At 63.2% G+C, this 22579-nt stretch carries 17 protein-coding genes and 1 pseudogene; 4 read left to right on the forward strand and 14 right to left on the reverse strand.

Annotated elements, in window-relative coordinates; translation table 11 throughout:
* Nucleotides 1-14: 14 nt before the first annotated feature.
* From INT29_RS16775 to INT29_RS16785, 3 genes are all read right to left on the reverse strand, one after another.
* Nucleotides 15-1388, reverse strand: a complete 1374-nt coding sequence (locus INT29_RS16775) for an APC family permease (RefSeq protein ID WP_193072517.1) — start codon at nt 1386-1388, stop codon at nt 15-17.
* Nucleotides 1385-2317 carry an ornithine cyclodeaminase family protein gene (locus INT29_RS16780; RefSeq protein WP_193072518.1) on the reverse strand — a complete coding sequence of 311 codons (933 nt, stop codon included), beginning with the start codon at nt 2315-2317 and terminating at the stop codon, nt 1385-1387. Before INT29_RS16780 ends, INT29_RS16775 begins: the two co-directional genes overlap by 4 nt.
* Nucleotides 2318-2601: 284 nt before the next feature.
* The gene (locus tag INT29_RS16785) at nt 2602-3528 is read right to left on the reverse strand and encodes a LysR family transcriptional regulator (RefSeq protein ID WP_101572161.1); all 927 of its coding nucleotides are present in this window, start codon (nt 3526-3528) and stop codon (nt 2602-2604) included.
* 112 nt (nt 3529-3640) lie between these two features.
* On the opposite strand from INT29_RS16785, the gene INT29_RS16790 reads away from it, so the two are divergent.
* Nucleotides 3641-4975 (forward strand): aromatic ring-hydroxylating oxygenase subunit alpha, encoded by a 1335-nt coding sequence (locus INT29_RS16790; protein WP_226842137.1) that lies wholly within the window; start codon nt 3641-3643, stop codon nt 4973-4975.
* Nucleotides 4975-6162, forward strand: coding sequence for a hybrid-cluster NAD(P)-dependent oxidoreductase (locus INT29_RS16795; protein ID WP_193072519.1), 1188 nt, complete (start codon nt 4975-4977; stop codon nt 6160-6162). The genes INT29_RS16790 and INT29_RS16795 overlap by 1 nt, the downstream gene beginning before the upstream one ends.
* A 76-nt stretch (nt 6163-6238) precedes the next feature.
* Here the strand turns inward: INT29_RS16795 and INT29_RS16800 are convergent, their stop codons facing one another.
* On the reverse strand, nt 6239-7282 hold the full coding sequence (locus INT29_RS16800; protein ID WP_193072520.1) for a proline racemase family protein: 1044 nt from the start codon (nt 7280-7282) through the stop codon (nt 6239-6241).
* Nucleotides 7283-7286: 4 nt separating this feature from the next.
* Nucleotides 7287-9380, reverse strand: coding sequence for an FAD-dependent oxidoreductase (locus tag INT29_RS16805; protein WP_193072521.1), 2094 nt, complete (start codon nt 9378-9380; stop codon nt 7287-7289).
* A 230-nt stretch (nt 9381-9610) separates the two neighbouring features.
* On the opposite strand from INT29_RS16805, the gene INT29_RS16810 reads away from it, so the two are divergent.
* Nucleotides 9611-10267: a GntR family transcriptional regulator gene (locus tag INT29_RS16810; RefSeq protein WP_193072581.1), complete on the forward strand. Its 657-nt coding sequence runs from the start codon at nt 9611-9613 to the stop codon at nt 10265-10267.
* A 108-nt stretch (nt 10268-10375) separates the two neighbouring features.
* Here INT29_RS16810 and INT29_RS16815 read toward each other — a convergent pair whose 3' ends face one another.
* The 3 genes from INT29_RS16815 to INT29_RS16825 form a co-directional block, all read right to left on the reverse strand.
* On the reverse strand, nt 10376-11821 hold the full coding sequence (locus INT29_RS16815; RefSeq protein ID WP_413463169.1) for an MFS transporter: 1446 nt from the start codon (nt 11819-11821) through the stop codon (nt 10376-10378).
* A 307-nt stretch (nt 11822-12128) separates the two neighbouring features.
* Entirely contained in the window at nt 12129-13844 is a 1716-nt protein-coding gene (locus INT29_RS16820; RefSeq protein ID WP_193072523.1) for an RNA polymerase sigma factor, read from the reverse strand.
* Nucleotides 13845-14115: 271 nt separating this feature from the next.
* Nucleotides 14116-15654, reverse strand: a complete 1539-nt coding sequence (locus tag INT29_RS16825; RefSeq protein ID WP_226842139.1) for an aminotransferase class I/II-fold pyridoxal phosphate-dependent enzyme — start codon at nt 15652-15654, stop codon at nt 14116-14118.
* A gap of 90 nt (nt 15655-15744) precedes the next feature.
* On the opposite strand from INT29_RS16825, the gene INT29_RS16830 reads away from it, so the two are divergent.
* Nucleotides 15745-16746 (forward strand): LysR family transcriptional regulator, encoded by a 1002-nt coding sequence (locus tag INT29_RS16830; RefSeq protein WP_193072524.1) that lies wholly within the window; start codon nt 15745-15747, stop codon nt 16744-16746.
* Between the two features lie 27 nt (nt 16747-16773).
* On the opposite strand, the gene INT29_RS16835 is transcribed toward INT29_RS16830, so the two are convergent.
* The 6 genes and pseudogenes from INT29_RS16835 to INT29_RS16860 form a co-directional block, all read right to left on the reverse strand.
* Nucleotides 16774-17232 (reverse strand): RrF2 family transcriptional regulator, encoded by a 459-nt coding sequence (locus INT29_RS16835; protein ID WP_193072525.1) that lies wholly within the window; start codon nt 17230-17232, stop codon nt 16774-16776.
* Between the two features lie 33 nt (nt 17233-17265).
* Entirely contained in the window at nt 17266-18174 is a 909-nt protein-coding gene (locus tag INT29_RS16840) for a sulfite exporter TauE/SafE family protein (RefSeq protein ID WP_193072526.1), read from the reverse strand.
* A 198-nt stretch (nt 18175-18372) separates the two neighbouring features.
* Entirely contained in the window at nt 18373-19758 is a 1386-nt protein-coding gene (locus INT29_RS16845; RefSeq protein WP_101572142.1) for a tripartite tricarboxylate transporter permease, read from the reverse strand.
* A complete protein-coding gene (locus INT29_RS16850) occupies nt 19755-20168 on the reverse strand; it encodes a hypothetical protein (RefSeq protein ID WP_193072528.1) in 414 nt (137 codons plus the stop codon). Before INT29_RS16850 ends, INT29_RS16845 begins: the two co-directional genes overlap by 4 nt.
* Before the next feature lie 91 nt (nt 20169-20259).
* A complete protein-coding gene (locus INT29_RS16855) occupies nt 20260-21195 on the reverse strand; it encodes a hydroxymethylglutaryl-CoA lyase (RefSeq protein WP_193072529.1) in 936 nt (311 codons plus the stop codon).
* Nucleotides 21192-22481 (reverse strand): annotated as a pseudogene (locus tag INT29_RS16860) (hydroxymethylglutaryl-CoA reductase, degradative); the annotation flags it as partial. The pseudogene INT29_RS16860 and the gene INT29_RS16855, both read right to left, overlap by 4 nt.
* Between the last annotated feature and the right edge of the window lie 98 nt (nt 22482-22579).

Consider the following 22579-nt stretch of genomic DNA (forward strand, 5'->3'; position numbering starts at 1 on the left):
GCTGGTCCCCGCAATCACACCCGTCTGCGGTTGCGTACCAGATAAACGACGAGACCGAGGGCCAACCAGATCGCGCCGATGATCAGGGCCAAGCGATTCGCACTGACGAGGACGATCACGAGCAGGGCGGCGCCGACAATCGGAATCAGACCGTGCTTGAACCAGCTCGGCGTCTCGGAGCCCTGTCGTTTGACGAGGAAGTAGCCGACCACTGAGGCCTGCACGAAGATGAAGGCGGTCAGCGCGCCGACATTGACGATGGACGTGAGTTGGTCGAGTCCGTCTGCCCGGGTCGTGGCCCAACCGGCGACGATGACGTTGCCAGCAGCCGCGACGAGGATTCCCTTCCACGGAACACCGGTGCGTGGGGACACCTGCCCGAGGAACTTCGGCACCTGGCCGTTGCGGCCCATATCCATGAGAATGCGTGAGCCGGCGGCCTGCCCGATCATGGCGGAGAACGCGGCACCGACCGCCTTGGCCAAGGCCAACAGCCAGTGCACCCAGGACCCGAGGGTGGCATCGACGGCATCGTAATAGGCAGCGCCCTCCAGCTCGGGGTGGGCCTGCAGCTCAGCGGGAGACACCGGTGAGAGCAGACTGCCCACCCAGGTCTGCGCCACGAAGAAGACACCCGCTAGAACCAGGCATATGAGGGTGGCGCGTCCGACGATCTTCGGCCCACCTTTGGCCTCCTCGGCGAAGGTCGCCAGGGAGTCGAAGCCGAGGTAGGACAGAACGGCCACGGATACCGCGGCCAGAACCGCTGCGAGTGAGAATGCGTCCACGCCTGTCAGCGGGGACAGCCAATCTCTGCTGGGCCCGTTGGCGGCGAGGAAGATGATGCCGAGGACGAGGACCAGTCCGAGCACGAGCACCTCGATGACCACGACCAGCGTGATCACCCGTGAGGCGATCTTCACGCCCGCCAGGTTGAGCCCGGTGGTGAGAATGACGGCGATGCCGGTGAACAGCCAGACCGGGATGCTCGGGAAGATCGAGTTCAGAGCAATGCCTGTGAACAGGTACGCCACGGACGGGATGAACAGATAGTCGAGGAGGATCATCCACCCGGCGGTGAATCCGGCACGTGGACCGATTCCCGTCGAAGCGTAGGCGAAGACCGTCCCGGCCCGCGGGATCTCCCGCGACATCCGCATATAGCTGACCGCGGTGAACGACATGACGATCGTGGCCACGACATATACGAGAGCGACCGCCCCACCCGAGTTCGCGTCGAGCGTGCCGAAGACGCCCACAGCCGCCGCCGGGCCGATGAACACCAAGCCGATGAACACCAGCTCGGTCAATCCGATGCTGCGGCGAAGCTCACCTGCGTTCCCCGCGGCTCCCTTGGCTCCTGCTGCTCCTTCGGCAGAAGGACTCATGCTTTGCCGACCAGCCTCGTGGCCACAGCCAGATCCTCCCAGGACATGCCTGAACCCTTGAAGACGACCGTCTGGTCAGCATCGGCGCTGACCTCGCCATTGCTGAACTGCTTCATGGTCACGAGTGAATCCGCGTCCAGTGCTCCATCGGAGATCGCGAGGACGACGTCGCCGCCCTCCCTGAGAACGTTGCTGAGGTCTTCGACGATCACCAGCGCCGAGGTGAAGAGCTCGGCTGGCAGCTCACGTGAGTGGGGATCGTGGGAGCCACAGGCCATGACCACGGCACCGGGCTTGACGAGATCCGCTGAGAACAGGGGTTCGCTGGCGGTGGTGGCGGTGACGATGATGTCGGCGACACGCAACGCTTCGTCCACCTCGGCGGTCTGAGCTTGCAGCACCTTGCCGCGGTTACGGACATCGGCGGTGACATGATCGGGGGAGCGGACGACGAAGGTGAGATCGGCGAGCTCGACGTCGAGGACATCGGCAATGGTATCGGCATGCCCCGTTCCCTGCGGTCCGGCACCGAAGATCACGACATTGACCGGCTGTGTGAACCTGTTCAGTGCGGGTTCGACCGCGGCCAGAGACACGGCCGGGGTGCGCAGGGTCGTCAGAGCGGCACCATCGATGACGGTCCGCAGTTCGAGGGTGGTGCTGTCATACATGAGGTATTGGGCCATGATCCGCGGTAGGCCACGTTCGGGATTGCCGACGGAGACGCCGGCGAGCTTGACGCCGACCCAGCCCCCGATCTCGGAGGGCATGAATATCATGTTCCCGGCAGAGATGTCGCTGATCGTGCGCGGGATGTCATTGCTGGGATCGAAATCGCCCGCGAGTGCCTCCCGTAGGGAAGCAACCGCCTCGGCGGGAGTCAGCGTGGCGAAAACAGTCTCGGTGTCCAGGGACTTCACGTTGTCCATCGGTGTGCACTTCCTTTGCGGGTGGGACTGCGAACAGTGGCTCGGTCTTGGAACTGACCTTATGTCACCCCTGGTCAGCATGTGAATGCTCTTCGGCATGCGAAAAGGCTGGCGTGTTCGTTACAGTCCGGCCACGGCAGGGCGGACCAAGAGCGCCGAGGTGCCGATACGATGGGGAGCACAAGGTACCGACGGTGAGAGGTGGGGGCAGGTGCTGGTCAGCTCTCGTCTGAGATGAGGCCTTCCCGGATGTGAGACCTCGAACAAGGCGAAGCTCAACCCGTTCACACTCCGCGCTGAGCCACCGAGGCGGCGACCTCGTGGAGGATCTTCAGTGCGGCGGTGATGATCGGCTGTCCGGCGGAGCCGCTGCGCACCCCAGTGAGGATCTTCCGAGAGGGAACGGGGTCCCCGCGCAGCGGGACGCGGGCCACATCGTAGCCCTCGGGCAGTCTGGCCAGGCGGGGGATGAGGGCCACGCCCAATCCGGCCGAAACCAGGGCCGCACCCGTTTCCCATTCCCGTGATTGGTGGGCGTTCTCGGGGAAGAACCCGGCTGCTGCGCAGGCCGTTCGCACCAATCGGTAGTAGGGCGAACCCGGGCGGTCGAGGATCCAGCTCTCCTCCGCGGCTTCACTCAGTGACACCGCAGAGCGAGTCGCGAGGCGATGATCGCTGCGCACGAGGAGATCGAGACGATCGCTGACAAGGGCATTCTGCTCAAACCGGACATCGCTGCGCGGCGGCAGCGGATCCGTGGCCACCACCACGGCGATATCGGCCTGTTCAGTGACAAGGAGCTCGAAGCATTCCTCCGGTTCGGCTTCGATGATGGTCACGTGCGAATCGGGGAACATCTCATTCACCCTCTCGGCGGTCGGCGGCAGCAGAGTCGCCGCAGCGGTCGAGAAGCCACACAGTCGCAGACGCCTCTGCCGCAGGGAGCCACCCGCATCCGCCTCGGCGAGTTCACCCCGGATCTCCTCCCACCGGGTGAAGAGCTCCTGCGTCCTCTCGAGCAGAAGCTGGCCCACGCGGGTGAGCGCGAGGCCCCTGCCACGCTGTTCGAGGATGGTCAGACCGAGGTCCTTGGACAGTGATCGCAGCTGATGAGACACCGCAGAGGGTGTATAGCCGAGGCGGTGCGCGGCCTCGGTGACAGTGCCGACCTCGGCAAGGACTCGGAGCACGTGGAGACGCTGATCGATCATGCAATATTGTTGCACGATCAAGTCGAAAAAGATTCGCTTTTATTCGTGAGTCTTCCGGCGGACACTGGCTTTAGGCAGCAACAGCAGCAATCGCAGCGAGGCGGTGACACCGATGACTTTGGCACCCGAAGTTGATCCCCGAACAGATGCTTCCCGAACAGACGAAGTCCGAACAGACGATCCAGACCGGCTCATCGACGGCCGTCGGCCCGGCTATTGCCTGGACGCCCCGTTCTATATCTCCGAGGAGTTCTATCGCAGGGACATCGATGCAGTGTTCGCAGCGACATGGATCTTCGCAGCGGCGGCGGCCGAGGTGCCCGAGCCCGGCGATTTCGTCACTCTCGACATCGGCGACTATTCGGTCATCATCATCCGCGATGACGACGAGGAGATTCGCGCCCATCACAACGTGTGTCGCCACCGCGGCGCTCGCCTCCTGTCCGAGACCAACGGCTCCGTGGGCAACATCGTCTGCAGCTACCACCAGTGGACCTACTCGCCCGAGGGCGATCTCATGTCCGCAGGCGTCCAGGCTCCCGGCTTCGACCGGACCTGTTTCTCCCTGCGCTCGGTCAATGTCCGTGTCGTTTCCGGACTCGTCTTCATCTGCCTGGCGCAGAATCCTCCAGAGGACTTCGCCGAGGTGGCCGACCGGATCGCGCCCTACATCGAACCGCACGCCCTGGGCAAGACAAAAGTCGCCGCCCAGGTGGACCTCATCGAGCACGCCAATTGGAAGCTCGTGATGGAGAACAACCGCGAGTGCTATCACTGCGAGGCCGGCCACCCGGAGCTGACATGCACGTTCTTCCCGACCTACGGCTACGCACCGGAAGCCGTCCCGAAGCGACTCAAGCCCGCCTATCAGCGCTACCTCGATGCTGAAGAGCGGCTGCGGGCCAACAGCGAACGCAACAATCTGCCCACTCAGCTCATCGAAGAACTCAGCGGTCGTCCTACTGGTTTCCGGATAGAACGGGCCGCCCTCGACGGGAAAGGGGAGTCTTACACGATGGACGGGGCGGCCGCCTCGGCGAAGTTGCTGGGTGAACTCGATACCCCTGAACTGGGACGACTGTCGATGCACACCCAACCCAACGCTTGGTTCCACTTCATGGGCGACCACGCGGTCACCTTCTCCGTCATCCCGCTGGGCCCCGACACGACGCGAGTGCGCTCGACCTGGCTGGTCCACGAAGATGCCGTCGAAGGCGTCGACTACGACGTGGAGAACCTCACGACCGTCTGGGTGAAGACGAATGAGCAGGACGCTGCCCTGTGTGCGAAGGCCCACCGAGGAATCTCATCCCCGGCCTACGTCCCCGGCCCCTATGCGCCCACGGAGAGTGACCTCGAGGAGTTCTGCACTTGGTACATCGAACGACTGCAGGCTCACCGAGCACACAACAGCTCACAGAGCACCGGAACAGGAGGGCAGGGCTGATGACCATCGACCAGGAGACGCTGCACGCCGGATTTGATGCGACAGCTCCCGGCCTTGGCGCCGCTGTCCCCGACGTCGACGCGGAACTGACGGGGATGGTCGAATGCGTGGCCATCACCGAGGTCACGCACAACGTGAAGAGCTTCGAACTCTTCGCTCCCTGGATGGCCAGGATCGACTTCGAGCCCGGGCAGTACGTGACGGTGCGTATCCCCGAGCTCGAGCGTGAGCGCTGCTACTCGATCGCCTCGGCGCCGTTCGGAACGAACACGTTCACCCTGACCGTCAAACGCGTGGACGGCGGCGCGGTCTCGACCTATCTCCACGATGTCTTGAGCGTCGGCGACCGCGTCCACGTCGATGGGCCCTACGGTCTGTTCAGCACCAGTTTCCACCCGGCTGCGAAGCACCTGTTCGTCTCCGGCGGCTCGGGCATCTCCCCGATCATGTCGATGGTGAGGTCCCTGCTGGCCCGACCGGCGGGAACTGCGACCGACATCGTCCTCATCCACAATGCGGCCACTCCGGCCGACATCATCTTCCGCCCCGAGCTCGAGCAGCTGGCCCAGGTCCCCGGTGTGAGCGCGGTGACAATGTGTTCCCGGGACTGCGCATCCGAGGCAGGAGGTTCCGCATCCGAGGCGGGAGTCGCCGAGGCGTGGGCTGGCCGCCGTGGCCGCATCACCCGGGAGACCCTCGCCGAGGTGGTCCCCGAGTTGGCCGATCGCGAGACCTTCGTCTGCGGTCCCGCCGATTACATGGCCGCGGTCCGAATCATGCTGCACGAGCTCGGTGTCCTCGGTTCCCGAGTGCATGAAGAGTCCTTCGTCTTCGCGACGACCCCGGCCGACCGGCTGGCACGGAAGGGACAGGTCGCCGAGGCGGAGGGTGCCTCGGCGCTCGCCTGCGGCGCTTCGGTGGCCGCGAAGTTCGGCATCGACTTCACAACCAGCGGCAAGCACGTCGACTGCGACCCTGAGACCACGGTCCTCGACGCGGCCGTCGAAGCAGGCATGGTCTTCCCCTCCTCATGTGAAGAAGGCATGTGCGGCACATGCAAGTCCGTGTTGGTCAGCGGCGAGGTCGAGATGAACCATGCCGGGGGCATCCGCCCCAAGGAGATCGCGGCCGGCAAATTCCTCCCCTGCTGTTCGACACCACTGAGCGACCTCGTGGTGGAGCGGTAGCAAGCCGCGCAGAGGGGCTCGCCTTGGAGCTCCTGCCAGAAGTGTCACCGACGAGGACGTGCCGGATGGCTTCCGGTCAGCGCAGGACGAATCCGGGGACGAGCTCGTCGCGCGGATCGACCACGAATGTGCAGGTGGCGATCTTGTGCGTGCTCGAAGTGATGATCGGGACGACTCCGTCCACTGTCTCTGTGAGCACCCGAGCTCGGAACCTGGTGCCGATGATCGACTCGTGGATCAGCACCTGACCGGCCGCCAGCTCTCCAGTGCTGTGCAACGCCCCGATACGCGCCGCTGTGGCCGACCCGCAGGGAGAGCGGTCAACCTGACCGTCGGCGAAGACGGTGACATTGCGCTGGTGAAGTTCACCTCCGGGCAGTGTGCCGAGGCGGTTGACGATGACCGTTCCGTAGACCCCGCTCAGCCGCTCGTCATCGGGGTGCCTCGTCAGCGGATGATCGGCGAGGGCGGCTTTGACCTGCCTGCCGAGGGCGATGAGCTCGTTGACGTTCCCAGGGACCACAGCGAGCCCGTCACCGCTTGAGTCCGAAGAGAACCGGTCGGCATCGAGACGATCTGCATCGAGACAGGCATAGATGGCCCCGCCCCACACGAGGTCGACGAAGAGTCCGGCCTCGATTTCGACATCTGCCGCGATGAGCCGGCAGGGGACGTTTACGAAGTCGACCGAGGTGACAAGGCCGAGCGCATCGGTGTGCACACTCGCCTTCACTCTGCCCGAGGGTACGTCGATGACGACATCGGTCAGTCCCGAGGCGTCAGCGGCGACGAGACCGGACTCGATCGCCCAGGCGCCGAGGGCGATGGTCCCATGACCACAGGCTGTCGAGAAGCCGTCCTTGTGCCAGAACAGGACCCCGAAATGGGCGCCGTCGTCATCGGGTTCAGTGATGAAACCGCCGTACATATCGGCATGGCCCCGCGGTTCGCTGACGAGCAGCCGACGCATTCCGTCGATCTCCTCGTCGTTGATCGCAGTCATCCGCTTCTCGGCTACGGTGGCCCCGAGTATCGACTTGGGAAGCTCGGCGACGATCCGAAACGGCTCTCCGGCCGTGTGATAGTCGATAGTCGTAATCTCGAAATCGCTCAGCAACATCGGTTTAGATTCCCATTCCCACACGTAGTCCCTCGAGGACGGCGGCATGGACATTGCGGGAGGTGACGGCGTCACCGATCCTATAGAGCGCGAAGGGGGCGCTCGCCTCGGCGGTAGTGCTTGGGCTCGTGCCGCCAGGGCTGCCTGAACCAGCGGTGGCGCTGGGCTCGGGTTGGGCTTGGCCGTGGATCCACGCATCGAGCTTGACCTCGCCGAGGTTGCTCGACTTCGGCTTGAGCGCGAAGTAGACGTCGTCGTTGGGTGTAGTCCCGAAGTCGACGACCACAGCGTCGGTCTCGAGCTCGGTCTCGATGCCCGAGTAGTCATTGCGCAGGATCGCATGCACGCTCTTGTCTGCAGCCACGGGCTTCGCGGCCAGTCTCTCGCCGAGGTGAACCGTGACGCCGAATTCGGAGAAGACCTGCAGGTAGGCCGGTGAGTTCATCGAACCGACATCGATGCCGATAGTGCGTTCGGGGGTCACGTAGGTGACCTGCTGGCCGTTGCGGGCCAGGCGCTCGACAGCGTCCAGAGCGGGATAGAAGCCGTGGTCGTCGTAGACGATGACGCGCTGCTTCTGGCGCAGGCTGTCGTTCATCACATCCCAGACGTCGAAGGCCGGGCCCTGCTCCCGGAAGGGGTAGCTGGAATCGGGAACGCCGCCGGTGGCGACGATGACGACATCGGGTGCGAGTGCGAGGATGTCGTCCGCCTCGGCGAAGGTATCGAAGCGGACATCGACGCCGTGCTTCCTGCACTGCTGGAGTCGCCAGTCGACGATGCCGATGAGGTCGCGGCGGCGTTCCGAACGAGCCGCGATGCGCACCTGCCCACCTGCGCTCGTGTCCGCTTCGAGAAGGGTCACCCGGTGTCCGCGAACGGCCGCGACGCGGGCGGCTTCGAGGCCGGCCGGGCCGGCGCCCACGATGACGACATGTTTGGGATCGGCGCCGGCATTGCGTGGAACTTCCTGGGGCAGATCGGCTTCGCGCCCGCTCGCGGGATTGTGGATGCAGGTCGCGGCACCCGAGGTGTAGATGCTGTCGAGGCACATGTTCGCGCCCACACACGGGCGGATGTCGTCCTCGCGATGCTCTTTGATCTTTGTCACCAGGTAGGGGTCGGCCAACTGGGCCCGGGTCATGCCCACGAGGTCGAGGCAACTGTCCTCGATCGCGTACCTGGCGGTGGGCACATCGGCGATGCGGGCGGCATGGAGGACGGGAATGTCGATGGCCTTGCGGATGCGACGGCAGGTTTCGAGCCACGGCGCTGAGGGAGTGCCCATCCCGGGAATCGCCTCGGCGAGGTCCTTGTCAGAACTGATGGTGCCGACGTTGAGGTTGAGGAAATCGATGCCGTGGGCGGCATAAGTCGTGAGGATGTCACTCGCCCGGTCTTCACGCATACCGTCCTCGCGCAGCTCGTCGACGGCCATGCGGATTCCGACGACGAAGTCCTTGGGCACTGCCGCCTTCACCGCGTCGATGACTCGCAGCGGGAAGCGAAGGAGGTTCTCAAGTTCTCCGTTGTACTCGTCAGTGCGGGTGTTGAGCCAGGGGGCGAGGAAGGCATCGAGCAGGTGGCCGGCGTGCATGATCTCGAGCCCGTCGAGGCCCGCCTCGGCAACCCTTGCGGCAGCGGATGCGAAGTCGTCGACGATGCGATCCATGTCGAAGTCTTCGATCTCCTTCGTAAACGACCGGTGCGCGGCTTCCCTGGTCCGTGAGGCCGAGACCAAGGGGAGCCAGTCGCCGGTGAAGTTCGAGGAGCGATGACCCAGGTGGGTGGTCTGGATCATCACCGCGGCGCCTTCGTCGTGGCAGTCGGCGGCAAGTGCGGAGAGCCAGGGCACCACCTCGTCGGTGGACAGGTCGATGTTGCCGAAGGCGGCAGGGGAGTCCTTCGAGACGATGGCGGAGCCTCCGATCATCGTCAGTCCCACACCGCCGCGTGCCTTCTCCAGGTGGTAGAGGCGGTAGCGATCCTTGGGCATGCCGAGTTCGGTGTATGAGGGTTCGTGGGAGGTGGAGACGATGCGGTTGCGCAGAGTGAGCGGGCCCAACTCGAATGGCTGGAGCAGCGGATCCTCGGACATGTGTTCCTCCTTCGTCGCAGGAACGCGGTGTCGGAAATGAGAAGACCGACACGGTCGAATTCTTTAGGTAATCGGTTACCGACTACCTACCTCAATCGTGAGTTCTCATGGTTATGCTGTCAATAGCTCGCGGGAAACAAATGTCCCGCGCCTAGGATGCCCACGACCTGGTGAACCGATATTTGAAGGTGTGGTGGGAACCTCGTGGAAAGGATGGAGGGTTCGTGGAAATGGTCAGAGCGCCGGTCGCCTCGCTGCGCGAACAGGCGTTGGCGATCATCCGCGATGCCATCACCGCCGGGGAGCTCGACGAAGATCGGATCTATTCGGCGGCCGGGCTGGCGAAGCAGCTGGGCATGTCACTGAGCCCGGTGCGAGAGGCGATGATGGCTCTTGTCACCGAGGGGACCGTCGAGGCTGTGCCGAACCGAGGGTTTCGCCTGGTCCCGGTCACGCAGGCCGACCTCGAAGAGATCACCCACGTGCGGGTTCTGCTCGCAGTCCCCGCCGTCAGGCAGCTGTGCGAACAGGCGGCAGTCTCACCGGAGACCTCGGCCCAGATCGAACAGTTGCGCGCCCAGGCTGCAGCGACTGTCGATGCCGCCGAAACCGGGAATATGACCGCGTTCTTCACCCACGACCGTCGCTTCCACGAAGCGCTGCTCGAATTTGGGCTCGGCCGCCGTGCCGCAGAAATCAGTCTCCGGCTGCGTGATCAATCGCGGATCTTCCAACCCACGGGTGCCGTCGACGCGGTCATCCTTGCTTCAGCTCAGGAACTGATGGCGCTTGTTGACCTCATTGAGGAGGGACGGGCGGACGAGGCGGCCGAGCTCGTCACCCGCAACCTCTACTTCTTCAAGCGGACCGGACAAGCCGAGACTTGAGAGTTCAGACGGCGGAGCAGGCAGACAACGAGGCGGTCGCCCCTACGTGAGGGAGCGACCGCCTCGGCGATGGTCAGGGCTGCTGATCAGACCTGTTGGCGATTGAGATCAGACCTTCACGACCGGGATCGGCATGGTGTCCGGGTCGAGGTCGGGGTTATCGTCCTGGGTGCGCACGAGCTCGACGGCTTCTTCACGTGAGCCAACGGTCGGGAACGACCCGAGCAGCGGCTTGTGAGCCGATTCCTTCATCAGGAGCACCGCCACGAAGGCGATGATCGAGAAGAACATGATGTAGAACGCAGGCATGAACGAGTTGCCGGTGAGGTCGATGAGCGCCTGGCTGAACAGCGGTGTGGTGCCGCCGAACATAGAGACCCCGATGTTGAAGGTCAGGCCCATGGCGCCGTAGCGCGATGCTGTCGGGAACAGCGCCGGCAACGTCGACGCGAGGCAGGCGATGTAGAAACCGGCCGGCAGGGCGACCATGAACAGAGCGACGACAACCGCCCACATCTCGCCGATCTGCATCACTGCGAAGGCCGGAACCATCAGTACGATCGTCGATCCTGACGCCACGAGGAAGACGAACTTGCGGCCCATCTTGTCCGAGAGGCGACCGATCAGCGGCAGGCAGATGGACATGACGACGAGGACTGGAATGGTCGCCACAGCTGCTTGGACATTCGAGACCTTGACGGTTTCCTCGAGGTAGGTCGGCATGAAGCTCGTGAGGGCGTAGCCGACCGTCTGCGAACCGGCGACGATGGCGATGCCGATGAGGATCTCTTTCCAGAAGTGACGGATGACGCCGATGAGACCGTGGCGTGCATATTTGTCATCCTTGACTTTCACATCGAGGCCCTCGGCCACTGTGGCTTCGAAGCTGGGGGTTTCTGGGATCTTCAGGCGGAACCAGATCGCGACTGCGCCGAGAGGGATCGCAATGAGGAACGGGATCCTCCAGCCGCCATCGACCATGGCGTTCTCTCCGGCGACGCTTGTTGCGATGACGGTGGTGACGGCGACGGTGCCTGCTCCGGCCGCGAAGCCGAGGTAGGAGCCGACGTCGAGCCAGGAGGCCCAGAAGCCGCGCGACTTGTCGGGAGCGAATTCGGAGACGTAGGTGGTTGCACCGGCGTACTCACCGCCGGTGGAGAAGCCCTGAATCATCTTGAGCAGGTAGAGAGGGATGATCACCCACAGCCCGATCTGAGCTGCGGTGGGCAGCACGCCGATGAGTGCGGTGGCGGTGGCCATGGTGGCCATGGTGAAGAAGAGGACCTTCTGGCGACCGATCTTGTCACCCAGGGGCCCCAGGACCATGCCGCCGAGTGGGCGGACGAGGAAGGAGACCGCGAATCCGAGCAGGGTGACGAGGAGGCCCATCTGTCTGTCCATGCCTTCGGTGAAGACAGTTGTCATGGTGACGGCGAGGTATCCATAGACACCGAAGTCGAACCATTCCATGAAGTTGCCGACGGTGGTTCCGCCGATCGCGATGCGAATTGATTTGGGCTCGATGACGATGCAGTGGTCGGCCTCCAGGCGCATCTTCTTGAGTGCTTTCCGGGTCCGGCTGGGCGCCTTCGCCCCCTCGGAAGCGGGTTTTCCTTGGCCTTCTGACATCAGTGGTTCCTCGTTTCAGATGCAATTCGATTTTCTGACGCCCAAAGAACTCGAGAGTTACGGGGCGATCGCATTCGACAATGCTGAACATCTTTACTCGATTAAACACCCATGTCAACAAAATTAGTGAGCCAGATCACGATGAATTGTCGTTCGGGTAAGTATTCTGTGGGTCGGTTGAAGGCGACCGGCGTATTTACCTCAGGCGAACCTGTGGTTATTAGGAACAGCTTCAGGCGGCGGGGTTCTCGGGCGTGCTCGAAGAGTCGTCCTGTGTCGGATCAGGTTCTGACGGGGTTCCGGCGTCTGATGATGGCGGATCCGAGGGACCCGGATCCTCTGTCGGCTCCTCCGGCGGTGGTGTCGGATCGGTGGGCTCATCTGACGGTGGGGGATCTGAGGGCGTCGGGTCTTCCGACTCTGAGGGCGGTGGGTCCGAAGGAGATTCAGGGTCGTCGGGCGTCGACGGTGTCGGCTCCGAAGGCGACTCAGGATCTGGCCTGTCGGAATCCGACGGACTCGGCTGATCTGGTTCTTCTGCTGACGGGCGATCGCCGTTGTCGCTCTTGTCGTCGGGGTTGTCCTCGGTCGACGGACTATCGTCCGACCGACTGTCATCGTGGCCCGGGTTCCGGGATGACTTCTCACCCTCGTCCCTGTCGGGGTCGGATGTCCGCGATTTCCCGGATCCCGACTCTTGGTCTTGCTTGTCCGAGCTCGTGCCGTCTGGAGAATGGGAGCTGCTGTTCTTGTCCTCCTTCTTCGAGAAGGAGTCTGCGGGTGAGACTGCAGTGCCCGCGTTGCCGGGATACAGCCCCGTCTGCTCGCCTTGTTGCGGCACGATGGCTACACCGACAAGCGTTCCCAAGAGTCCAATGCACGCGGCGACCACAGGGATCAGAACAGGTTTCGGCATGCTGAACCGAGTCGCTGCAGGCGTCTGGGTCGAGGTCTGAGTGGTTGCTGACTGTGTGCCAAACGCGGCGAGCGAAACGGGTTCGACGGTATTTGTGGCGCCTGCGGTTGTATCCGCGGTGCCAGCGGAAATGCCCGCAGCGCCAGCGGGGTCGCTCGCAGTTTCAGCAGATGTACCTGAAGCCTCGGCAGATTCATCGGCCTCTGAGGAACTGGCAGTTGCGGGGATGGCTTCGGGTGCGGTATTTGCCTCCCATTCCGCCTCTGTCCCCGAGTTGGCCTCCGCTCCTGCAGGTTTGAGTGCCGGTGCGTTGCCGATGCCTGTGCCCGCGCCAGCTGGCTCTTCGGCTGCAGTCATTTCGGCAACAGCGGGAGCTGGTTCTGGAATCGCCTGTGCCAGGGTGGCTGAGAGGCGCTCGATGACGATCGGCGAGGTCAGCAACGCAGGAATGAGTGCTGCGCGGTGATCGACGGCTGCCTTACTGTCCGTCGGGCGAACCTTCTGCCACTCGTCCTGCAGGCCTTGATGGGCCCGATCGGCCAGCCGTTCGACTGTGGAAGCTTTGATATTCAGTTGCTCGGCAACGGCCTCGGGCGAGAGCCGTTCGACTTCGCACAGCCACAAGATCCGTTGCCAGTTATCGGGCAGGTTCGACAGCGCCTGTGAGACCAGAGCGGCCTCTGGAGCTTCCGCGTTCGCAGAAGAGACGTCCCCGGATGAGTCCGCACCATTCGCTGACGTCGGATTCGCGAGATGCACGTCGATCTCGGCGTCCACCATGGAGCGGAGATCCTCGGCTGTGTCGGAGGACCTGTTGAGCAGGGACCTGAGCACACTGAGGAAAGCACCATCTACGACCTGCCTGGCCGTCGCGTCGGGCAGAGAGGATGATGCCCTGGCCACAGCGTCATCGCGGTAGCGGCGGTAGATCTCGGAATATGCACCTGCGGTTCCGGCGTCGATGAGCGAGAGGAGCTCGTTCTCCGTGAAGTCGGCGAGTTCTTCCCCTGGCTGGTGTGCGTGCGCGTCCATCCGGTCCTGTATCAATCGGTAGCGTCATGCAGTCTGCAGCTCGTCATTGCAGACCACGTCTGGTACAGCAGCGAGAATAAGGGAAGAGCATTCTGTGTCAGATTTATCCTCAGCGGAGACTGTAGCCGACAAGACAGCTTTTTGCATACAGTATCGCTATTTGAACAATCAACCAGTCTCCTTGGCTCAAGGAAGGGATCCGATCAGGGCCAACGGGCCGCTTCGAGGCAATGGACCGGCTGAAAGCAATGGGGAATTCTCAGACTGCAGTTCAGTCCTTGAGGACTCGGAACGTGCTCAGCTGAGGATCGACTGCGCCGCGCACGTGTCCTGAGGGGCTGGCCGCAACGGCCTGCAGGAACTCGACCGTCTCTGCGGTGATCTCCTCGCCGGGGAGGACATTGGGGATTCCGGGCGGATAGGCGGCCAGGGAGCTGACGCTGGTTCGACCGACAGCCTCGGCGGCGGAAACGAGTTCGGAATCCGCGAAGTAGGCATCGCGGGGCAAGGTGATCAGCTTGCCGGCCTTCGGCAGTGCCGGAATCCCTGCCAGCTTCGTCGTGGCCTCGGCAGTCTCGGAACTGTTGTTCTCCAGGCGCATCTGATCGAGGGCGTCGAAGAGTCGGCTGAGGTCAGGTGACTTGCCGACGCCGATGAGCGCGACGATCGTCGTCGACGTTGCCATTTCGGCGAAGATGTCAAAGTCCTCGGTCAGGCGTTTGCGCACGGCATGTCCGTCGAGTCCCGTCGAGGTGATGTCGATGGGCAGGCGGAAGGGATCGATATCGACGACATCGGCATGGTTCATGAAGTCCCCGGAGAGCAGATGATAGTGCTCTGAGCCCTCGATGCGGGCACGGATCTGGCGGATGTTCTCCAGCGAGTCGGAGATCGCGTCGTGTGAGTTCACCAGGTCCCGGCGGGCGATATCGATCGAGGCCAAGAGGTGGGCGTTCTCGCTGGTGGAAGCCGTCATCATGAAAGCGCGGGCCAGGGCGGGTTCGAGGCGATTCGCGAATTCGGTATCGCCGAGGTGGAGCAGGGCCGACTGGGTGAATGAGCCGGCAAGCTTGTGGGTGCTCATGATGACGATGTCGGCACCCAGCGTGACCGGGGATTCCGGCAGATCGGGGTGGAAACCGAAGTGAGCACCCCATGCGGCGTCGATGATGAGGGCCGCGCCGGCGTCGTGGGCGACCTCGGCCAGGGCCCTGACATCGGCGACGGCACCGAAGTAGCTGGGAGTCACAAGGTAGACGGCAGTGACTTTTTCGGGGTGGGACGCGATGGCATGGCGCAGCGAGTCCGGGGTGACTCCGTGTGCGATTCCATTGACCTCATCGACGTTGGGGGAGACGAAGCCGGGGTTGAGGCCCGCCATTACGATGCCGTCGATGAAGCTCGAATGGGCGCTGCGCTGGGTGACGACGCCCGTGCCCAGGGTGCCGATCGCCAGCGCGGTCATGCGGTTGCCCTGCGAGGAGCCGTTGGTGAGGAACCAGGTGCGCCTAGCGCCCCAGGCCTCGGCGGCCAATTGCAGTGCTTCGTCCTTCGGGGTGTCGACGCCGAGGTCGATGCCGTCGAAGAGCGGGGGGATGTCCAGGGAGAGGATGTGCTCGCCGAAGAACTCGGCCTGACCTGCCGAGATTCCCGTCGTGGTTCCGCCGTGTCCGGGGGTGGACAGGAACAGCGAGTCACGTTCTGCCGCCGCCTGCAGTGCATCGGCATAGGGCGCGTGGGTTCTCGCGTTCCCCGGGAATGCCGACTGATCTGAGGTGGGGGCCAAATGGGAATCCTGGTGCACGGTCATGAATCCAGATTAAGGAATGAAACCTTGCCGGAGAATACCAAGTTCCCTAAACTGATGAATACACACTATTGAGCTGTCGCTCGGAGGATGATGGAAACTCTGGATACTCGTGGTCTCTCGGCCCTGCGTGCGATCGCGGAGGCCGGTTCGGTGGCAGCGGCAGCGACCACGCTCGGGTGGAGCCAGCCCACGGTCAACCACCACCTGCGCAATCTGGAGAGGACTCTGGGGTCGACGCTGATCGAGAAGAGCTCACGAGGTTCGCAGCCGACGGTTGTTGGCAACCTCGTCGTCTCCCGCGCGATCGAGATCCTGGGGCTCTGCGACCGCCTCGGCGCCGAGGTGGCTCTCTGGCGCGAGGATCAGGCAGTTCTGGTGCGGATCGGGGCTGTGCCCACGGTCGGTGCCCGAGTGATCCCGAAGCTTCACAATCAGCTGCAGAAGCGGGTGCGGTGGCAGTCCCAAGAGGAGACGAGCGCGGCGATGACGACCGCGGCACTCGACGTGACGATGGATGAGCATGCGAAGCTCGTGGCCAGATTGGAGTCTGGTGACCTCGATCTGGCGCTGCTCGTCTCGACCGACATCGACAAGACGTGGATACCGTCGACCCTGACGGCCAAGCACTTGTATTCGGAGCAGCTCTTCCTCTGTGTGCCGAAGTCCGTGGGCCCGATCTCCTTCGATGCGCACGGGATGCCCGACCTCACTGCTTTGGTGTCCCAGACCTGGGCGTTCAGCATCGATCCCGGTGACGCCATCGACGAGGTGGTCAGATCGTTCTGTGTGGCCGCCGGCTTCGAGCCGCGGGTGGGGATGAGGATGGATGACTATGCGGCGATCATCCGGATGATCGCCGCGGGGCTGGCAGTCGCTGTGATCCCCGATTCCTCGGTGCCGGAGGGCCCGACGGTTGAGATCATCCCGATGCCCATGGACGCTTGTCGCCGCGATGTGCTCCTCGTGTCTCGCGCACGGGCGGCGCAATCGAGTCAGAAGATTTCTCGCCACGATCCGATCGTCGCCGCCCATAATGCCGCCATCGCCGAGGTGGTCGCCGATGTGGGAACCGTGACCGCACAGTGGCGGTGACGAGAGTTCACCTCGGCAGTTGAACTGTCAGTGCGGATGCCAGGCGTCTTCGATCGCGACCTTCTCCGTCACCTCGGCGGGGAGCGATTTCGAGGCCAGAGCCTCGATGCTCACCTGCTCAAGGACGTCGCGCAGAGCAAAGCGGGCCGCGATCCATACCTGCTGGAGTGAAGCGGCGGCATCGTCGTATTCCACGGCCTCGGGGCGCTGACCGTAGATCGAGACCAAGGGACCGTCGACGGCACGGATGACATCGGCGATGGTCGTTTCTGCAGCGGGTTTGACCAGCTTCCAGCCGCCTGACTTGCCGCGTACCGAGGCCACGATTTCGACTCTGCGCAGGTCGGCGAGGATCGACTGAAGGAATCCCTTGGGGATGTCCTGTCGTTTTCCGAGTTCGTCGGCGCTGATGGGGCCGCCGTCGCTGACATTGGCGATTTCGATCAGGGCCCGCAGGGCATAGTCGGACTTCGTGGTGACCCGCATGCCGTCATCGTAACAGCGTGCGAGTTGCGGGCTTCAGCCGCTGGTGACGGACTCCGGCTCGACCGTTTGGGCGGCCTCTGCCCGGCGAGAGCTGCGTTCGAGCCGGACGACGTGAGCGATGAGTCCGGCCCAGACGATCGCGAGCACCACGAGGACGGTCGACAGAGTCGCCGTTGAGGCACCGAGCGCCAAGGCGATCGTGCGGGAGTTCGTGAGGATGATGATGCCCCCAGCCGCGATCGCAAGGACCCGGGCGGGCAGGATCTTCACCAGCCAGGCGGCGACAGGCGCCGCGATGACTCCGCCGACCAGAAGTGCCGCAGCGATGGACCATTCGATGCCTGAGGAGCCCAAGGCGAAGAGGAAGCCGAGCGATCCGCCGACTGCGACGACGAATTCGCTGGTGTCGATCGAGCCGACAACCTTGCGCGGTTCCAGCCGGCCCGAGGACAGGAGAGTGGTGGTTCCGACCGGCCCCCAGCCGCCTCCGCCGATGGAGTCCAGAGCGCCGCCGACGAGTCCCATGGGCACGAGGAGTTTCACTCCGGGGCGGCCTTTGAAGGTGGGGCGGCGCCCGCCGAGGGAGAGGAATCTCCAGATCACATAGATGCCCAGTGCCAGCAAGATGCCCGATATCCAGGGCGTGGCCGCGTCTCCGCTGAGGCTGGTGAGGAAGGTGGCGCCGGCGAAGGCACCGACGAAGCCGGGAACGGCGAGGATCGAGACCGTCTTCCAATCGACATTGCCGAACTTGTGGTGTGAGATTCCGGAGACCAGCGAGGTGCCGATCTCAGAGAAGTGCACCGCCGCCGAGGCGGTCGCCGGGGCGATCCCGGCCGCGAGCAGCAGGGTCGTCGACGTCACCCCATACGCCATGCCGAGAGAGCCGTCGATGAGTTGGGCGAGGAGTCCGACGAGCCCGAGGACGATGAGTTGGCGCATGGTGGTGACCTTTCAGCATGCCGAAAATTGTTGAGCAATTCGTTCGGCGCCAACAATACCTACTAAGTCGAGTCAATTACTAGACTATGAATTTCTATGACGATTCCTGACCTTTGGAGACATGCGATGTCCGTCATCGAGACAGCACGAAGCACCGAGGTGAATGCGCCCCGGTGCTTCGAATCTGGTTCACTGGCTCTACAGTGCCAGGACCGCCGGAACCGTGAGAACGGCGACGTAGTAGCCCATGAACTGCACGCCTGCATGCATGCCGATCATGCGGTTGAACAGGCCGCCGACGAGGCCTACTGTGATGGTGACTCCGAGTGCGAGCAACCCACCTTCATAGAGGCAGATGACGCAGATGAGCGCGGCGAAGCCAGCGATGATCGCTTCGTGGGAAACCGACTTCATTACCCAGGTTGCCGCCCGGTGGGCATTTCTCATCACGAACGGGTAGGCGACCAAGATAGCGATGACTGCGGCAATGATCGCGAAGAGAGCGAATTCGCCGGTGGACAGCAGATCGTGCAGGTTATTCGTCTCACCGGTCTCCGCGTCGAGCGTGTAGACGGGCGGGGCATTGAATAGGGGCGCTGCCGGGCCTGCGGCCATGGGAGAGAGCGGAAGCCCGATGGCGATCAACGGGATCAGGGTCTCGGCGATGTAGGTCGACTCGGTCGTTCCGTTCCTCACGGACACCACCGTCGTCAGCCGATGGAAGCCGTTCTTGATCCGGCTGCCGGCGATCTCACCCATGAGCACCGCCATGGCGACGGGTGAGAAGACGAAGGTTGCGCTGGTGATGACTGCCGAACCACTGGTGTATGCCAACTGCTGCCGATCCAGGACCTTGAAGGGATTCGGCAGCTTCGTGCCACCCGCAGGTCGAACATCGGGAGCGAGGTCGAACTCCCGCTTGCCAGTCTGTGTCATCGATCGACGGCCTGCAGGGGACAGGGCAGAGAATAGATCGTAGATGAGCGGGCCAGTCGCGATTCCCAGGAAGAAGGAGGTTGTGAACGTCGCGTCCTTCTGCTCCAGGATGAACGCCTGCAGCCCGACGATGATGAGTACGAAGGGGATCAGCGCGACGACTGCGGCCAGCTTTCCCTTCGAGGTGTAGGCAACGAGGATTGCCGCCGCGATGAAGATCCATGGTGCTGCCGCACCGATCGCCTCGGCGAAAGGGGTAAGGATGAGGGCGAAGAGGATAGACAGGGGGATTGCGATGATCACCGAGATGACGCCACCGGAGATGGCCTTCTGCAAGGCAATGTGAGGAACCCCGAGAGAACGCAGGAGCTGTGCCTCCCGCAGCATTGGCACGGCCGTGGTGTCACCGGGTATCCCCAAAAGAGTTGTGGGTACTGCGTGTGAGATGTGTTTGGAGATGATGGCGGCGAGGAAGAAGGCGATGACACCGGCTGGAGGGACGCCGATGAGAATGATGAGCAGCGCCAAAGGGGCGACGATTGCGGTCTCATCGGTGCCGGAAATGAGGCCGATGCCGGTGAAGAGGACTGCGGCCAGCAGAGCCATGCCGATTGCCCACAGGATCGGTTCGATGAGATCCGCGCTCACAGCTGTGTTCCCTTCGCTCGGTTCTCATGATTCTCGACCAGGGCATCGAAGAGCCCGAGGGCTCGGATCTCCTCCTGCACCGCCGGTTTGAGATCGCGAGGGTCACCCAGGTCGCCGTACTCTTCGACGACTTCGTCGATGACTTCTTGGCGGTTGCGGGTGTCGGCCTCTGCCTGGGTGATCACCCGTTTGGGTTTGAACAGGCTTCCGGCGATCACGGCACCGACGATGCAGCCGACGATCCCGATCAGAAGAGCATAGGAGTGTCCCAGTTCTGCATCACCGGTGCTCGTGAAGAGGTGGTCGGAAAGGAGGAAGGCCGGTACCGCCACCCCGATTCCTATGGCAATGCTGCCGACCAGGTGTTTTGAGTCGACGGTGTCATTCCAGACTTCGAGCAGCTGTGGCATCTTCGCCTACCTTCTGTTGTTGAGTCGTGCTTCTGGAGGTGGAACACGGGCGGGGCTGATTCTGCCCCGGACCGGTCGCGGAACTGTGGTGCTACTGAGTGACGATGGCCGCCGAGGTGGCCGACGCCAGTGGTTTCCCGAGCTGCCTGCTCAGCCATTGGCTCGTCTCCGCGACTGCGCGGATGTCGACTCCGGTCGAAATTCCCAGACCGTCGAGCATCCACACGAGGTCCTCAGTTGCCAGATTTCCGGTCGCTGAGCCTGCGAACGGGCAGCCTCCAACTCCACCGGCAGAGGCGTCGAACTCGCTCACGCCCAACTGGAGAGCAGCGTAGACGTTCGCCAGCGCTTGACCGTAGGTGTTATGGGTGTGCAGTGCGATCGACTCAGCTGGGATGCCGCTTTCGATCAGTGCCTGCAGAACGGCGGCGACGTGACCGGGTGTGGCGGTGCCGATCGTGTCGCCTAACGAGATCGACGAGCAGCCCGCATCAAGCAGCCGCGCAGACGCAGTGACCACACGCTGTGGATCCACCGGGCCTTCCCAGGGGTCGCCGAAGACCATGGACAGATACCCGCGGACCTGCATCCCCGCCGAGGTGGCCGCGGTAGCCACATCAAGGTTGCGTGCCGTGGTCACCTCGAGGCTGTCGCCGAGGTTGGCTCGAGAGAATGATTCCGTGACACTGACGAAGACAGCAATGTCCTTGGCCCCCGCAGCCTGAGCATCGTCGAGCCCGCGTCGGTTGGGGGTGAGGACTGGATAGGAGACGGCAGAGTCGAGGTTGAGCGCATCGAGAACGTCTTGGGTGTCCGCCATCTGCGGTACAGCCTTGGGCGACACGAAGCTGCCGGCCTCGATAGTCCTCAGGCCAGAACTGGCCAGTCGGGAGATGAGCTCAACCCGAACCTCGGCGGGCAGGGTGACCGATTCAGCTTGGAGTCCGTCACGAGCACTGACCTCGTAGACCTTGACCTGGGACGGAAGGGTTTCGCGGGTGAAGACCTGTGGGAGTGATTCTATCATTTCTGTGCACCTGAGCGAAGCTCGGCGAGGATGGCTTGCACCCGATCGAAGCGGAAGGCTTTCTCTTCGACGAGCCTCTCCACAATGGTCTTGGCTTCCTCAGCAGTGGCGCCTGCGGAAACGGCAAGATTCTTCGCATGCAGCGACATATGGCCGCGCTGGACTCCTTCGGTTGCGAGAACCCGCAGAGCTGCAAGATTCTGCGCCAGACCGGCTGCGACGATGATCTCAGCCAGATCTTTCGCCGTGCTCACCTCGGCTATCTGGAGTGCGGTGCGGGCTGCGGGGTGAACCTTGGTGGCTCCGCCGACGAGTCCGACAGGCATCGGCATCTCGAGGTTGCCGACGAGGTTGCCCTCAGCATCCTTCTCGAACGTGGACAGTGAGGAGTATCGGCCGTCGACGAGTGCGTGCGAATGGGCTCCGGCCTCCACTGCGCGAGTGTCATTTCCGGTGGCCAAAACGACGGCAGAGATGCCGTTCATGATGCCCTTGTTGTGGGTAGCGGCACGGTACGGATCGGCAGCCGCCAGATCATAGGCGTGGAGGATGTTGTCCACGACCTCTGTGCCGCCGAGGAGCTCCTTATCGAAGACGGCACGCGCACGACTGATGCGCAGATCCGCCTTGTTCGTCAGGATGCGCAGGAGTGCGTCGCCCTCGGCGATTGCCGCGAGGCTGCTCGAGACGGCTTCGGCCATTGTGTTCACTGCGTTCGCACCCATGGCATCACGGACATCGACATGAAGATGGACGACTACATACGTTGCCGATTTCGCCTGAACGAGACGAACGTCGAGGTCCTTGACTCCTCCGCCGACCTCGACGAGCTTCGGATCCTGGGCATTGGCCAGGTCAATGATTTCGGCCTGGCGTTCAAAGATGCGGGACCGAGCGGCATGCGGGTCGGCCACATTGATGAGCTGAATCTGTGCCTGCATGATGGGCTGAGTCGAGCTGGTGAAGAACCCGCCCTGTGGACGTGCCATCCGGGCAGCGTTGCTGGCAGCGGCGATGACAGACGCTTCTTCGGTGGCCATGGGCACGAGGACATCGGTGCCGTTGATCGTAAAGTTGGTGGCAGTTCCCAAGGGCAGTGAGAAGACGCCGAAGACGTTCTCGCTCAGGTTTGCAGCCTGCGCGGGGCCAAACGCAGTCGCATCGATCTGGGCGAACACCTCGGTGTCGAGCCCGGTTACCTCGGCCACTGCCGTGCGACGGTCATTGACCGACATGTTGCGGAAGCCGGCGATACGACTGTTCTCTGCCATTATGTGTCTCCTGTCGAGTCTTCTTCGATTCTGTGTCTGCCGGGCTGGCTGCCGAACGCGGCGGAGCTGGGCCCGTCAAAACTGCGGCGCGGAGAAAATCCGCGCAGAGTTCA

The sequence above is a fragment of the Brevibacterium sp. FME37 genome, from assembly GCF_014897485.1.
Taxonomy (GTDB): domain Bacteria; phylum Actinomycetota; class Actinomycetes; order Actinomycetales; family Brevibacteriaceae; genus Brevibacterium.